At 57.7% G+C, this 14,878-nt stretch carries 13 protein-coding genes and 1 riboswitch; of the genes, 10 read left to right on the top strand and 3 right to left on the bottom strand.

The features are described 5' to 3' along the window. Positions 1 to 7: 7 nt before the first annotated feature. The 6 genes from IEW73_RS08520 (at position 8) to IEW73_RS08545 (ending at position 6,515) form a co-directional block, all read left to right on the top strand. Positions 8 to 1,597, top strand: a complete 1,590-nt coding sequence (locus IEW73_RS08520; RefSeq protein ID WP_206050405.1) for an acyl-CoA synthetase — start codon at positions 8 to 10, stop codon at positions 1,595 to 1,597. Between the two features lie 395 nt (positions 1,598 to 1,992). After that, entirely contained in the window at positions 1,993 to 3,351 is a 1,359-nt protein-coding gene (locus IEW73_RS08525; RefSeq protein ID WP_188673332.1) for a hypothetical protein, read from the top strand. Between the two features lie 31 nt (positions 3,352 to 3,382). Next, positions 3,383 to 4,354 (top strand): ATP-binding cassette domain-containing protein, encoded by a 972-nt coding sequence (locus tag IEW73_RS08530; RefSeq protein ID WP_188673335.1) that lies wholly within the window; start codon positions 3,383 to 3,385, stop codon positions 4,352 to 4,354. Continuing rightward, positions 4,351 to 5,190 carry an ABC transporter permease gene (locus IEW73_RS08535; RefSeq protein ID WP_229675876.1) on the top strand — a complete coding sequence of 280 codons (840 nt, stop codon included), beginning with the start codon at positions 4,351 to 4,353 and terminating at the stop codon, positions 5,188 to 5,190. The genes IEW73_RS08530 and IEW73_RS08535 overlap by 4 nt, the downstream gene beginning before the upstream one ends. A 75-nt stretch (positions 5,191 to 5,265) precedes the next feature. Then, positions 5,266 to 6,126 (top strand): bifunctional methylenetetrahydrofolate dehydrogenase/methenyltetrahydrofolate cyclohydrolase, encoded by an 861-nt coding sequence (locus tag IEW73_RS08540; RefSeq protein WP_188673339.1) that lies wholly within the window; start codon positions 5,266 to 5,268, stop codon positions 6,124 to 6,126. 128 nt (positions 6,127 to 6,254) lie between these two features. Then, positions 6,255 to 6,515: a DUF3017 domain-containing protein gene (locus IEW73_RS08545; RefSeq protein WP_188674911.1), complete on the top strand. Its 261-nt coding sequence runs from the start codon at positions 6,255 to 6,257 to the stop codon at positions 6,513 to 6,515. On the opposite strand, the gene IEW73_RS08550 is transcribed toward IEW73_RS08545, so the two are convergent. The 3 genes from IEW73_RS08550 to IEW73_RS08560 form a co-directional block, all read right to left on the bottom strand. After that, positions 6,516 to 7,166: a hypothetical protein gene (locus IEW73_RS08550; protein ID WP_188673342.1), complete on the bottom strand. Its 651-nt coding sequence runs from the start codon at positions 7,164 to 7,166 to the stop codon at positions 6,516 to 6,518. A 58-nt stretch (positions 7,167 to 7,224) separates the two neighbouring features. Beyond that, entirely contained in the window at positions 7,225 to 8,328 is a 1,104-nt protein-coding gene (gene metX / locus IEW73_RS08555; RefSeq protein WP_268236302.1) for a homoserine O-acetyltransferase MetX, read from the bottom strand. 89 nt (positions 8,329 to 8,417) lie between these two features. Next, positions 8,418 to 9,734: a bifunctional o-acetylhomoserine/o-acetylserine sulfhydrylase gene (locus IEW73_RS08560; protein ID WP_188673346.1), complete on the bottom strand. Its 1,317-nt coding sequence runs from the start codon at positions 9,732 to 9,734 to the stop codon at positions 8,418 to 8,420. A gap of 254 nt (positions 9,735 to 9,988) precedes the next feature. Then, a riboswitch (SAM riboswitch) is annotated at positions 9,989 to 10,108 on the bottom strand. Between the two features lie 325 nt (positions 10,109 to 10,433). Here IEW73_RS08560 and IEW73_RS08565 point away from each other — a divergent pair. The 4 genes from IEW73_RS08565 (at position 10,434) to trpS (ending at position 14,875) form a co-directional block, all read left to right on the top strand. Beyond that, the gene (locus tag IEW73_RS08565; protein ID WP_188673349.1) at positions 10,434 to 11,651 is read left to right on the top strand and encodes an NADP-dependent isocitrate dehydrogenase; all 1,218 of its coding nucleotides are present in this window, start codon (positions 10,434 to 10,436) and stop codon (positions 11,649 to 11,651) included. 159 nt (positions 11,652 to 11,810) lie between these two features. Further along, on the top strand, positions 11,811 to 12,980 hold the full coding sequence (locus tag IEW73_RS08570; RefSeq protein WP_188674918.1) for an MFS transporter: 1,170 nt from the start codon (positions 11,811 to 11,813) through the stop codon (positions 12,978 to 12,980). A 1-nt stretch (position 12,981) separates the two neighbouring features. After that, on the top strand, positions 12,982 to 13,818 hold the full coding sequence (locus IEW73_RS08575) for an exodeoxyribonuclease III (protein ID WP_188675194.1): 837 nt from the start codon (positions 12,982 to 12,984) through the stop codon (positions 13,816 to 13,818). 28 nt (positions 13,819 to 13,846) lie between these two features. Continuing rightward, positions 13,847 to 14,875, top strand: a complete 1,029-nt coding sequence (trpS, locus tag IEW73_RS08580; RefSeq protein ID WP_188673352.1) for a tryptophan--tRNA ligase — start codon at positions 13,847 to 13,849, stop codon at positions 14,873 to 14,875. Positions 14,876 to 14,878: the final 3 nt, after the last annotated feature.

A 14,878-nucleotide genomic window follows, 5' to 3' on the forward strand; every position in this document is an offset into this window, starting at 1 on the left:
GCGAATCATGCACCGGGCTGGGCTTTTGCCCATCCCTCGTGTGGACATCGGGCTCCGCTCGGTTCTCGCGACACGACGCTATGGTCCGTTCGTGGGCGCAATGCGCAATGCGCTCGAGCAAACACCCGACGCGATAGCGATTATTGACGAAAAAGGGCCCGTCACTTATGCAGAACTGGACCTGCAATCAAATGCGTTGGCGCACGCCTGGTTGTCCTACGGTTTGCGATCAGGGAGTGTCATCGCTGCACTGTGCCGCGACCATCGTGGGTTGGTTCTCACAATGCTCGCTGCAGGGAAGATCGGTGCGCGGCTGGTGCTGATGAACACCGGTTTCGCGCGGCCGCAGCTCGCTGATGTCGCCCGCCGCGAGCGCGTCGAAGCCATTGTGTATGACGAGGAGTTCACCGAGATCCTGGGCGATATTCCTGAGTCGGTGACACGGTATGTGAGCTGGCGAGAATCCCGAGATAAAAGTGCGCGGTTAACGACGTCGATAGATGATTTGGTGCACTTTCGGCGCTCGTCGCGAGTCCCTACACCGTCATCGCCTGGCGGGTTTGTGTTGCTCACCAGCGGAACAACGGGAACCCCGAAGGGTGCACCGAGGGATCGGACGTCGATTTTTGCGACTGCACAGTTTTTGGATCGGATCCCTCTACGCCAGGGCGGCACGACGTTCATGGCCGCACCTATCTTCCACGGCACAGGATTGTCCCAGTTCGTGCTTTCCTTAGCTCTCGGTTGCACAGTTGTTCTCAACAGGAAATTCGACCCAGAGAAGACCTTGGCGGCGATTGAGCACTTTGGTGTTGATGTCCTGATCGTCGTTCCTACGATGCTGCAACGAATCCTGGACCTTGATGATGACGTTCTCCACCGCTACAACACGTCGTCTGTGCGGATCATCTTTGCCGCGGGATCATCGTTGTCACCTGACTTGTGTCGGCGGACGGCAGCACGATTCGGTGATGTCTTATACAACCTGTATGGCTCCACTGAAGTAGCGGTCGCCACGGTTGCGACACCTGCCGAACTTCGTCGGGCTCCTGGAACAGCGGGTAGGCCGCCAATTACGTGCAAGGTTGCGCTTTTCGATGATGATGGCGCACGCATCGACAATCCCGACGTCACTGGTCGCATTTTTGTTGGCAGTGGACTGAGCTTCGAGGGCTACACCGACGGCAGGAATAAAGAGATCTTGGATGGTTTGTTGTCGAGCGGCGACATAGGACATTTCAACAGCGAAGGTCTGCTGTTCGTCGATGGGCGCGACGACGACATGGTGGTCTCTGGTGGCGAGAATGTGTATCCCATTGAGGTGGAGAACCTGCTGATTGATCGCCCCGATGTGCGCGACGCCGCTGTCGTGGGCGTTGCTGACGTCGAGTTTGGTCACCGTTTGCGGGCATTCGTCGTATCTGATCAGCCACTTTCTGGCGATGCTGCGAGGGAGCGGGCAGACGAGATCAGAGACTATGTGCGTCGGAACTTGGCGCGGTATAAGACTCCTCGAGATGTCATATTCATTGATGAATTGCCGAGGAATGCGACCGGCAAATTGTTGCGTCGAGAGCTGGAAAAGTGGGACAAGTGACGTGTGTATGATCACTGTTGTCAAAAGTGTCAAGCTCGACTAAGGTCCGGTTTTCGCTGTTTTTGAAAGCTTCGTTGCGCGGTTTCCTCGGGGATCTTTTTGACAACTTTCAATCACTAAATCGATCCGTGCTGTCGAAAACGCTAAATCCCCAGTTCGGGGTGTGTAAATGTGACGTACGACTCGCAGGATGAAGCTATTGATGGTGGGTCACATATCACTTATAGGTGCGTTGTAACTCATACCCTTAAACCCTTAGCGTGTGTTAATTCTGCCTACTCAACATGGGTGCAAATGCCGTGATTGTTCCATTTTTGGTTAACCGCAGGAAAACGGAAAGTTATGGCAATTTTCGACAAATAGAGAACGTCATTATGTGTGCCTAATATCTGCGTATGACGCAACGACTAGCACCACTCGACTGCGCCGCTTTTCGCGTCGAGGTTGCCACTGGCCGCCGGGTGGCCAGCCAAGCCGTGTGGAAATACAACCGACCAATAGACCGCGAGAAGCTCGAAAGTTTTCATCGCCGACTCGCATCGGGAACCCTCGCCCGTCGAGTAGTACGAACCTGCATCCCCGCAGCGCGGGACCGATGGATCACGGAAGCAAACCCACTGCCGATCGATCATCACCCCGAACAGCTCAGCGCTGACGATGTAGAAGCCTGGATTAGCGACAAGGGGCACTCCTACGTCAGCGGCACTGGGCCAACCTGGCGCATGGCTGTCGCAGAACTCGACACGGGTGGCGCAATCGTGTCAGTCGTCGCTTCGCACAGCGTAGTAGATGGCCATGCGTTTACTTTGGCGCTCACAGCCGCAGCCCTCGGCGTGCCCCCGCGCGCCCCAGCAGACCCCGAAATACCACCGAGGTGGAAAGTCCTCTCCGCGGACATTGTTCAAGCGACCAGGCAAATTCCGTCGATCGCTCACGCACTTGTCGCACTACCTGGTGTTCTTCGGTTTGAAGCTCCGCGAAGTCCTCAGGTGGAGGCCAGCGCAGCACAATTGGAGCACGACGACGACATCGCTGACATCTATGACGCGCTGACGTCACCAATTGGAGAGTTCCGCTTTCCCGGCGTCTCGTTGCCAGTGTCTACTGAGCAATGGTCGGCGCGAGCGCAAGCGCTCGGCGGCACACCAAACACCCTCTTCATGGCAATCGCCGCGAGCATTGCACAGCGACTGGGCCGGACCAGGCCCGATGGGAGCGTCGAACTCGCCATCCCCGTAAGTACTCGAACACCCGACGATGATCGGGCCAACGCAATCTCCGGGGTCAAGCTTCCGCTCGACCCCAGCGCGGTACGCGACGATCTCAGTCCTGTGCGTGCGGACCTGAAACAAACGCTCATCGCGGCCGCAACTAATCCGCACCCTCTCGAACCTCTACTGCCGCTGCTTAACGCCCTGCCGAACATCCTGGTGCGCAAGCTAGCCAACGCCTTTCTGCTCGGCGACTACACAAGCGTGGGGTGCTCCAACGTCGGGTCGACCGATGCCCGGCTCCTCAACATTGACGGAGCACCTGCTGACCACATGATGATGACCTTCGTGCTGCAGGGATATGCGCCACGCGACATCCCAAAAACGGGTGGCCGCTTGAATGTGGGAATTATCGACAACGCTGGCATCATCCGACTCCGGATTTATGGGTTCGACCCACGAACGCCACTCGGACCTGATGACTTGCGCACCCTATCGGAACACGTTCTCACCGAATGGGGCCTCGACGCGCTCACGTGGTAACGCAACCATCACCACACAAGAAAGGCCCACAATGAGCTCACCTACCGTGGCGATCCAGGCCGAAGGAATGGTCAAACGATACGGACCAGTCACTGCAGTGAATGACGTGAACCTGACCGTTCCGGCGGGAACAGTCCACGCAGTCCTTGGCCCCAACGGCGCTGGCAAAACAACAACCGTTCGGATGCTCGCCACACTGCTTCGCCCCACAAGCGGAAGCGCCAAAATCTTCGGCTACGACGTTGTACGCGACGCCACGGCTGTTCGATCACTCATCGGCGTTACTGGGCAATACGCAAGCGTTGACAATGACCTCAGCGCCTACGAAAACCTCACGATTTTTGCTCGCCTTGTCGGACTTTCACGCAAGCAAGCAAAAGTTCGTACCGATGAGCTCCTTGAGGAATTCAGCCTTACTGACGTTGCTCGCCGACCACTCAAAAACTTCTCAGGCGGCATGCGGCGACGACTCGACCTCGCTGCCACCCTCATCTCGAAACCGCCATTGATTTTTCTTGACGAACCCACCACAGGACTCGATCCCCGCACCCGTGTCGATATGTGGAATACGGTCCGTCGGCTCGTCGCACAAGGATCAACGATCCTGCTCACCACCCAATACCTGGAGGAAGCCGATGAGCTAGCGGACCGAATCACAGTCATTGATCGCGGAGCAGTCGTTGCAGAAGGCACAGCAATCGAACTGAAAGAGAGCATCGGACGAAGCGTCTTCACGGTTGTCGTCGATGATCCAGAGCAACACCAGCGTGCGATAGGGATTGTGGAGCGGATCACCTGCGCTCCGGTCAACAACATTGCAGCAGGGCGGATCGCAACCAATCACGCAGACGCGAGTAGCGCCACAACTGTGCTTCTGGCGCTCCAGCAGGCCGGGATCACAGTGCGCGAACTTGGACTTAGCCGCCCAGACCTCAACGAGGTCTTTTTCGCGCTTACAGGAGATCCACAAGGCCAAAGCGACACCACAGGGGAGGCCGCGTGACCGTCTACAGCGACACCAAACATGGCGACACCAAACATGGCGACACCAAATTGGACAACGTCCGCCTACGCATCACCGCCGCAACGGCGCTCATGCAAACAATGGTGATGGCCTACCGGGGACTCGTTAAGTTTCGTCGAAGCCCGCAGCAACTCTACGACGTCATCATTCTTCCGATTGTCGGCACAGTCCTTTTCGCCAGCATATTTGGGGGAGTTGTCGCCGGAAGTGTCAACGATTACCTACCGTTCCTCATCCCAGGTGTACTGGTGCAAATCGTCGTCACCGTGAGTGTGGTGACCGGAGTGCAACTGTGCGACGACATCAACAAGGGCATCTTCGATCGCTTCAATGCCTTGCCTGTAGCCCGCATCGCACCCCTCGCAGGCTCGTTGCTTGCGAGCACCACTAGGTACGCCATCGCAGCGGTCATGACCGTCATCGTTGGGTACATCATGGGATACCGCCCAGAAAGCATCCTGGGGCTCGTTCTCGGGTGCATTCTCGTTGTCTTCGCAGGTTTTGTCGTCAGTTGGATCTTCGCGCTGCTCGGCGTCCTACTTTCAGAACCTTCGGCAGTGCAGGGCCTGTCAATGTTGGTTCTGACGCCGCTGATGTTTGCGTCCAATGCACTCGTCCCCATCGAGACGATGCCCGACTGGATGCAAACCGTGGCACGGTTTAACCCGATCTCAAAACTTGTCTCAGCCATCCGGGAGCTCACAATGACCGGAACGGTGGGGGCTGACACAGGATGGGCGCTCCTAGGCTGCGCGGTCATCCTAGCCATTTTTGTACCCCTGACAGTCCACACCTATATGCGGCGGTCAACGTAGCAAACCAATCGCGCGCGTTCGGTGCGGGAACTGCCTGGTCGAATCTTCGCGCAAAAACCTGCAACAATGGCAGGCGTGACGGCGACAATTCTTGATGGCAAGGCCACCCGCGACGAAATTTTCAACGATCTCAAAGCCCGAGTCGATGCGCTTAAAGAGCAAGGCATCCACCCGGGCTTGGGCACTGTCCTCGTCGGCAACGACCCGGGCTCAGCCGCGTACGTCAAGGGCAAGCACTCCGACTGCGCACGCGTGGGTGTGGCGTCGATCCGAAAAGACCTTCCGGCCGACATCTCGCAAGACGACCTCAACGCGGTCATTGATGAGCTCAACGCGGATCCAGCGTGCACTGGGTATATCGTCCAACTCCCGCTTCCTAAGCACCTTGACGAAAATGCAGCTTTGGAACGCATCGACCCTGACAAAGATGCGGACGGTCTGCACCCCATCAACCTTGGGCGTCTCGTCCTTGGCAAGGAAGCACCCTTGCCGTGCACCCCGCGAGGGATCGTGCACCTTCTCCGTCGATACGGAGTAGAGATCAATGGCGCTCATGCCGTCGTTGTCGGACGCGGTGTGACAGTAGGAAGGCCGATTGGTCTGCTTCTCACCCGTCGGTCAGAAAACGCAACAGTCACGCTGTGCCACACAGGTACCCGGAACCTCGCTGACGAGGTTAGTCGCGCAGACATTGTGATTGCCGCTGCTGGAGTTCCCGGAATCATCAGCGCCGACATGATCAAGCCCGGCGCTGCTGTGCTCGATGTTGGGGTCAGTCGGGTCGACGGAAAGCTTGCTGGCGACGTGGCGTCAGAGGTCTGGGATGTTGCCGGGTTCGTTTCCCCAAACCCAGGGGGAGTGGGCCCGTTGACGCGCGCATTCCTTGTCACGAATGTTGTCGAGCGGGCGGAACGCGCACTGAGTGTCCGCGCCTAGATCCTCTCTCCGAGACTCACCTCGCGGTACGTTCGAAGAACACAAGTTTTTTGCGCGGATCGAAAGGTAGGCGGTGTGCGGTGAATAGTCAGAAATCTGATGCCCGCCGGGAATCGATCCGCGCGACGATGGCGCATGTCCCGCTCGCCATCGTTGGCATATTATTGCTGATTGCGCTCGCGCTTGTCCTCGGTGACCGTTGGCGCCGAGGAGCGTTCGTGTTAGGCGTCGCGGCAATTCTTGCTGGTTGGTGCCGACTAATTCTTCCTGAGGTGCAGGCAGGGTTGCTGGCAGTCCGGAGCCGACCATTCGACGTTGCCGCGTTGGCTGCGATGGGCACGATGATTGTGTGGCTCACCCTGTCCATTGACCCGCTCGGGACAGGCTAGCTACAGATCTTCAGGCTTGGGGACCTCAGCGTCCGCGGGGTTGTCCTTGGCGCTTGTGCGGCGACGCATTCCAGGCAAGCGAGCCGATGTAGGGAAGCGTCCCACGATGTCGGATAACGGGCCAACTGCGGTCGCAAGTTTTGCGGCAGACCTGTCGATACTCGAAATCGGTTCGTGCAACGACGTTATGGTCGGTCCAACTTCACCCAAGGTGACTGAGACCTCCATGAACCGGTCGATCAAGCCGCCTTCGTTGACGACCTGGTCGATAACGCCACCTTCTTCGAGCAGTCGGTCGAGTGCGCCGCCCTCCTCGAGGAGCCGATCGAAATGCCCACCCTTGGCAAGAAGCCGGTCGAGAGGCCCATCTTTGCGGAGCAGGCGATCAACTGGACCGTCAGGTTCGAGCATTCTGTCAGCAAAGCCGTCTTTTTCTAACAGTCGGTCGAGTGCGCCACCACGCGCGAGTAATCGGTCCAGCGGGCCGTCGGTATCAAGAGCTCGGTCAACAGTTCCCCCTGGCGCTAAAGCCTTGCCGAGGGGGCGATCCTCCGACACTGTCGACGCCAATGTGCGCCCAGCAACGAACAGGCCAGATATTCCACCGAACCGCGAACCACGCTTCTTCGGTTTGCCTGGTGACCGCGCCATTCAACGAGCCTAGCAACGCCTTATGTGGTGCGCGGGTCAGATTCGCAAACACACAAAATTATATGGAGCGGCGTGCCAGTTCCATCGTGTCGCGCAGCAAATGCGTCACTCCGTCAAGGTCGGTGAGGAACCCGTCGTGGCCCTTATCGGTATGCAGGACGCGCAATTCCGCACATCCCGCGAGTTTGGCCGCAAGTTCCTCCTGCAGTCGCAGTGGATACAGCCTGTCGGAGGTAATTCCCCCAACAATCGTCGGAACGTCACACTTGGCGAGAACAGCGTCAACCCCGCCCCGTCCGCGCCCAACATCGTGGCTGCTCAGCGAGTCGCTGAGCACAACGTAGCTACCGGCGTCGAACCGTCGGACTAGTTTGCCAGCCTGATGGTTGAGGTAACTTTGGATTGCGTATTGGCCACCATGAACAGGCGAGACCTCGCCTTGTGGCGCATTTCCAAACCGCGAGTCGAGTTCCTCCTCGCCGCGGTAGGTTAGGTGCGCGATGCGTCGTGCGACACCCAAACCGTGTTCGGGTGCTTTCCCCGTGCCGTAATAGTCGCCGCCGCACCAGTTTGGATCTGTCGTAATCGCCAGAATCTGGGCGGACTGGGTACCAATCTGATCCGCTGTGGCCCTGGCTCCCACTGCAAGAACTAAAGCGCTGGCAACCCTGTCTGGGTACGACACCGCCCATTCCAGCGCGCGAGCGCCACCCATCGAGCCACCAAGCACCGACGCGAATCTTCCAATGCCAAGCAGATCAGCAAGCTTCGCCTCGGCATTGACTTGGTCACGAATAGTGACGGAGGGAAAACGAGAGCCCCATGGCGTGCCATCGGGCGACAACGAGCCAGGACCCGTACTGCCTTGGCAGCCACCAACCGCATTGGCGGCCAAGACGCACCATTCGTCAGTGTCCACCACTGCGCCAGGGCCAATGAGCCCGTCCCACCAACCGGGCACAGGGTGAACATCGTCGGCAGGTCCGGTGACGTGCGAGTCGCCGGTTAGCGCATGCAGCGCCAGGATGACGTTGTCTCCCCGTGGCGACACCTCACCCCAGCGCTGCACAGCAAGCGTGACGTCCGGCAGCAGCGCTCCGCTTTCCATCTCCAGATCCCCGATTGCCACCAAACCCACTGATCCGTCTGGGGCAGGCCACAATGACGGATGGGGAGCACGCCACGTATGTGACGTGTGGTGGGGGCTGGTAGACAGCGAATGCGAAGCGCTGTGCAACGAATGGCTCACTGTCAAGATGCCGCCGCTTCGAATCCGAGTTGCAGATCGGCGAGAATATCTTCGATTCCTTCGATTCCCACAGCAAGCCGAACGAGGCCTGGGGTTACGCCAGCTGACAGTTGTTCCTGAGGAGTCAGCTGCGAGTGGGTTGTTGATGCTGGATGGATCACGAGGGAACGCACATCTCCGATGTTAGCGACATGACTGTGTAGCTGGAGAGCGTTGACGAACCGCTTGCCCGCTTCGACGCCACCCTCTAGCTCGAAGGACAATACTGCACCAGGTCCCTTTGGGGCGAGTTTTGAGGCTCGGTCGTACCACGGCGAGGTTGTCAGACCGGAATAGTTCACAGCGATAACATCGTCGCGACTCGAGAGGTGTTCTGCCACAGCTCTAGCGTTCTGCACATGACGTTCAATGCGCAAACTGAGTGTTTCTATTCCCTGCCCGATCAAGAATGCGTTGAATGGTGACACTGCGGCACCGGTGTCGCGCAAGAGGGTTAGGCGCGTTTTGAGGGCGAACGCAGGTGCTCCGAGGTCTGCATAGACAAGTCCATTGTAGCTGGGGTCGGGAGTGGTGAAACCGGGGAATCGGCCTGATGTCCAGTCGAAGTTTCCGCCGTCGACAATCACCCCTGCTACTGATGTTCCGTGGCCGCCGAGGTATTTCGTGGCCGAATGCACCACGATGTCGGCGCCGTGTTGTAGTGGCTGGATGAGGTATGGCGTAGCAACCGTGTTGTCCACGATCAACGGGATGCCATTTTCGTGTGCGACTGCCGCCACACCTTCAATATCAAGGACCTCCCCGTTGGGGTTTGAGATCGTTTCGCCGAAAAATGCTTTTGTGTTGTCCTGAATCGCCGCACGCCACTGGTCGAGGTCATCCGGGTCATCCACGAATGTCACCGAAACCCCGAGTTTCGGGAGGGTGTAGTGGAACAGGTTGAATGTGCCGCCGTACAAGCGGGGGCTTGTCACAATATGATCGCCCGCTTCTGCTGCGGTGAGAATCGCATAGGTTTCCGCAGCCTGCCCGGACGCGACGAGAAGCGCAGCGACGCCACCCTCGAGTGCCGCAATGCGCTGCTCGATCACATCCTGGGTTGGGTTGATGATTCGCGTGTAGATGTTGCCTGGCTCGGCGAGGCTAAACAGAGCAGCTGCGTGGTCAGTATCGCGAAAGGCGTATGACGTCGTTTGGTAGATCGGAAGCGCCCGTGCCCCCGTTGTTGGGTCGGGTACTTGGCCCGCATGGACTTGTTTTGTTTCGAAGCTCCAGTGTGCGGCGCTGTCGGCGGATTGTGGTGCGTTTGTTTCGCTCATCTAAGTGGCTCCTGAAAGTATCGGCGCAGCGAAGTACCGTGCGGTACGCGCGCGAGGATGATTCGGTTGTGCGTCGCATCGCAACCCAGCAGGCGAAAACTCAAGCGGTGCGGGTTGGTGCGGGGCCTCGGGACGACTGGCGTGACCGTGACGACCTATCAGCCGTGCAACTTGACAGCTGTGCAACCTAACAACATCGACACATGATGAACCTCCGATGGGGACATTACCCGTTGTCCGGGCCCGCCCCCGCGGGCCCGCGCTTGCCGCTCAACACGTCGGTGCCGAACAGCCAGGTCATCACCCGGGGCACCCCACCGCGGTTGGAGGGTTGCCGAACAGCAAGCCGGGGCTTTCTGCTGCTACTCATGACCTGCCGTTGATGATAACGGGTGTCGTCGACGAACGGCAATTAATCTAGCGGTGTTGGTCAATCCGGCACGCCGGGAGGCGGAGTAGTGGGACGAACGCGGCAACGATAGGCTGACAAGACGATGTCGGCGGCTATGCAGCACCATGCACGAACCCGCCGGCAAGCAGTACGCTTGTCATATTTGCTGTGGGCGGCACGCAAACTGCCCTGGCGATATAGGTTTAAACCGATGAACCGTGATGCCCGGGTTCGGGTCGAAAAGCACTTACAAAGTGCAGAGCTGCGAGCCGAACTTGGGTCACTGCCGAGGAGGACGCGAAGCACCCATGTCCAAGATCAAGGTTGAGGGCACCGTCGTAGAACTTGATGGCGACGAAATGACCCGTATCATTTGGCAGTTCATCAAGGACAAGTTGATCCATCCATACCTGGACATCAACCTTGAATACTACGACCTCGGCATGGAGCATCGCGATGCCACCGATGACCAGGTCACAGTGGACGCAGCGCACGCCATAAAGAAGCACGGCGTAGGCGTGAAATGTGCCACGATTACGCCTGATGAGGCGCGAGTTGAAGAATTCGGCCTTAAGAAGATGTGGCGTTCACCCAACGGCACGATTCGAAATATTCTTGGGGGCACGATTTTTCGTGCCCCTATTATTATTTCCAACGTCCCACGCTTAGTTCCGGGTTGGACAAAACCTGTGGTAGTGGGCCGCCACGCGTTCGGTGATCAATACCGAGCGACCGACTTCAAGGTCCACCAAGCTGGCACAGTAACTCTGACGTTTACCCCGGAAGACGGTAGTGAACCTATCGTCCACGAAGTGGTGAAGATGCCGGAAGACGGCGGCGTCGTCCTGGGGATGTACAACTTCAAAAAGTCGATTCAGGATTTCGCTCGCGCGTCACTTTCGTACGGCTTGCAGCAGAACTACCCGGTGTATCTATCGACTAAGAACACGATCCTGAAAGCCTACGACGGCATGTTCAAGGATGAGTTTCAGCGTGTATTCGAAGAAGAGTTCAAGGCGGAGTTCGACGCTGCGGGCCTCACCTACGAGCACCGACTCATCGACGACATGGTGGCCTCCGCGCTGAAGTGGGAGGGCGGGTACGTGTGGGCGTGCAAGAACTACGACGGTGACGTCCAGTCCGATACGGTCGCGCAAGGTTATGGCTCGCTTGGTTTGATGACATCCGTGCTGATGACTCCCGATGGCCAAACTGTCGAAGCGGAGGCGGCTCACGGAACAGTGACTCGTCATTATCGGATGCACCAACAGGGCAAGCCGACTTCCACGAACCCGATCGCGTCGATCTTTGCGTGGACTCGAGGGCTTGAGCACCGCGGCAAACTCGACAACACTCCGGCGGTAGTGGAGTTCGCGCACAAATTGGAAGACGTAGTCATCAAGACCGTGGAGAGCGGCCAGATGACAAAGGACCTTGCACATCTTGTTGGTGGGGATCAGGCCTACCTGACCACCGAGGAGTTTCTCGCAGCGCTTGACGAAAACCTGCAAGCAGCATTGCGCTGAGACACCGATGATGTAAAACGCATCACATTCGGTGTGGCAAAGGTATCGGCAATCGTCGCTTAAGTGTTCCGATGGGTGGTGGCTCGCATGAGCGGCCACCCATTCACATTTCCGACGGAGTAACCCGTGACATCCCCACCGCGCCGAACTGTCCTCGCCATGCTTGCCATGATGCTCGGGGCATTCGGGATCGGCACAACCGAGTTCGTGGCAATGGGACTGCTGCCAGAAATCGCGACTGGCATGGGCGTTACTGAGCCAATTGCTGGTCGAGTCATCAGCGCATACGCATTTGGCGTGGTTGTCGGCGCACCGGTGATTGCTATTGCGGCGTCGCGGGTGCGCCGCAGGGTATTGCTCCTAGCGCTGATGGTGGCCTTCACAATCGGCAACGCGGCGACGATCTTCGCGCCAAACTACGAAATGTTGATGATCTCCAGGTTCCTGTCCGGTCTGCCGCACGGCGCATTTTTTGGCGTCGCAGCTCTGGTGGCAGCAGAACTTGCTGGCCCGAAGTCACGAGCAAAGGCTGTCGCGCACGTCATGCTCGGGCTCAGTATCGCCAATGTTGTCGGCGTCCCTATCGCTACTGCTCTGGGGCAGCAACTCGGGTGGCGCGCCGCATTCGCGCTCGTAGCCACAATCGGAGCGATCACCGTCGTTCTCCTAGCTGCGTGGGTTCCAGACGTTCCACAACCAATTGGCGCAAGCATGCGGGGCGAACTGGCGGGATTCCGGAACATTCAGATCTGGCTTACGTTGTTTACTGGCATTGTCGGGTTTGGCGGCATGTTCGCTGTGTACACCTACATCAGTTCAACGATGCAGCAAGAAACGGGCCTCAGTCGGGCGTTGGTTCCTCTGGTGCTGATGTTGTACGGAGTCGGTATGGTCATCGGCAACCTGCTCGGTGGCGCCATCGCTGACAAGGCGCTTACACCGGGCTTAGTCGGGATCCTGGTCGTTTTGTCGATCGTATTGATGATGTTTAGTTTCACAGTCCACATTCCGGTACTGGCCGTCACCAACCTCATGTTGATCGCAATTTTCGCGTCAGCGCTGGTGCCTGGACTTCAAACGCGGCTGATGGACGTCGCAGGCAATGCACAAACATTGGCGGCCACGGCGAATCATTCCGCTCTTAATATCGCCAACGGGCTCGGCGCACTTTTGGGCGGCGTAGTCATCTCTGCGGGATATGGCTATGGGGCTCCGGCGGCTGTGGGGTCAGCGCTCGCGGTGTGCGGTTTACTCATTCTTTTGGTTGCGATCTTGCTTGAACGCCGTGGAAGTTTCCCTCAGGCCCCAATCTCCGCTAGCGTGCGATGACGTGCCTACCGATTCATCACAAGCTCGCGCATCTGACCTCGTCGTCAGTACGGTCAACGTCAACGGTGTACGTGCGGCCGTGAAAAAAGGCCTAATCGAGTGGCTAAGCGACACAAGAGCGGCAGTTGTGTGTTTGCAAGAAACCCGAGCGGACGACAAGCAACTAAAAACTGCTCTCGCCCCCGCGCTTGACGAGGGGTGGGAACTCAACTCTGCCGAGCCTGCCGCAAAAGGCCGCAACGGTGTCGCAATCCTGTCGCGAACTGCACCCGAGAATGTACGTATTGGTTTTGGCGACAACGAATTCGCGGACTCTGGCCGCCATATCGAAGCTGATTTCGCGTACAACGGTGACACACTGACGGTATCTAGCCTGTACCTGCCCTCCGGTGAGGCAAACACCCCGAAGCAAGAAGAGAAGGACCGGTTCCTCGAGATCTTCGGGCAATATCTGGCTGATCAGGCGGCGGCGGATCGTCTCATGGTGGTGTGCGGTGACTGGAACATCGCGCACACGGAAGCAGATATCAAGAATTGGAAGGGAAACCTCAAATCCTCAGGTTTCCTGCCGCATGAACGAGAGTGGCTTACTTCAGTATTCGGTGACGACGCCCCGTGGACTGACGTTGTCCGATCACTACATCCGGGTGTAGATGGTCCGTATTCCTGGTGGTCCTACCGTGGCAAAGCTTTCGACAACGATGCAGGGTGGCGGATCGATTACCAGGTTGCCACGGCGACGCTCGCCGAACGCGCTACTAGTGCCGCAGTGGAACGAGCACAGTCGTATGACACGCGATGGTCTGACCACGCCCCAGTCACTGTCCACTACGCCTAACTAGCCTTGACGTAGAAAGATCACCGTAATGTCGATTTCCGCCAGTTCACAAGGCAAACCACGGGTGCTGTCCGGCATTCAACCCACCGCCGATTCGTTTCACCTCGGAAACTATTTAGGTGCATTGAAAACCTGGGTCGACATGCAGGATGAGTACGACACGTTGTACTTCATCCCTGACATGCATGCCATCACCGTTCAGCACGATCCAGTGGCACTCCGAGCACGGACGACCACCGCGCTTGCTCAACTACTTGCCATTGGTGTTGACCCCGAACGGTCTGCCATCTTCGCTCAAAGCCAAGTGCCTGAGCATGCGCAGTTGGCATGGATTTTGATGTGTCTCACTGGCTTTGGTGAGGCCAGCCGTATGACGCAATTTAAAGATAAGTCGGCAAAACAAGGTACGGACCACGCCAGCGTTGGTTTGTTTACTTACCCGATGCTGATGTCCGCGGACATCCTGCTCTATCAGGCCGAGTACGTTCCTGTGGGGGAGGACCAGCGTCAGCACCTTGAGCTCACGCGCGACTTAGCGCAACGGTTCAACACCCGCTTCGGCGCAGCGCTCACAGTGCCAAAGGCATTCATCACCAAAGAATCCGCCAAGATTTACGATCTTCAAGATCCGACGTCGAAGATGAGTAAATCCGGGCCAAGTCCCGCCGGTCTCATCAACCTTCTCGACGACCCGAAGGTGTCGGCGAAGAAAATCAAGTCCGCTGTGACTGATGCTGAACGCGAAATTCGTTACGATCCAGCAGCAAAACCTGGTGTATCGAACCTTCTTGTTATCAATTCCGTGCTTTCTGGGCGCAGCATCGCGGAACTTGAACAGCATTTCGCCGGAAAAGGATACGGTGACTTGAAAGTTGACACAGCGGACGTGCTCACTGAGTTTGTTGTTCCACTCAAGGCAAAGGTGGACAACTTCCTCGACGATCGTGCTGAGCTAGAACGAATGCTCGACATCGGAGCACAACGTGCGCGTGCGATTGCGTCAGAAACACTAGCCGACGTTTATGACAAGATCGGATTCCTCCAACCGAAAGGGTGACCG

This window comes from Hoyosella rhizosphaerae (assembly GCF_014643175.1).
Classification (GTDB): Bacteria; Actinomycetota; Actinomycetes; order Mycobacteriales; family Mycobacteriaceae; genus Lolliginicoccus; species Lolliginicoccus rhizosphaerae.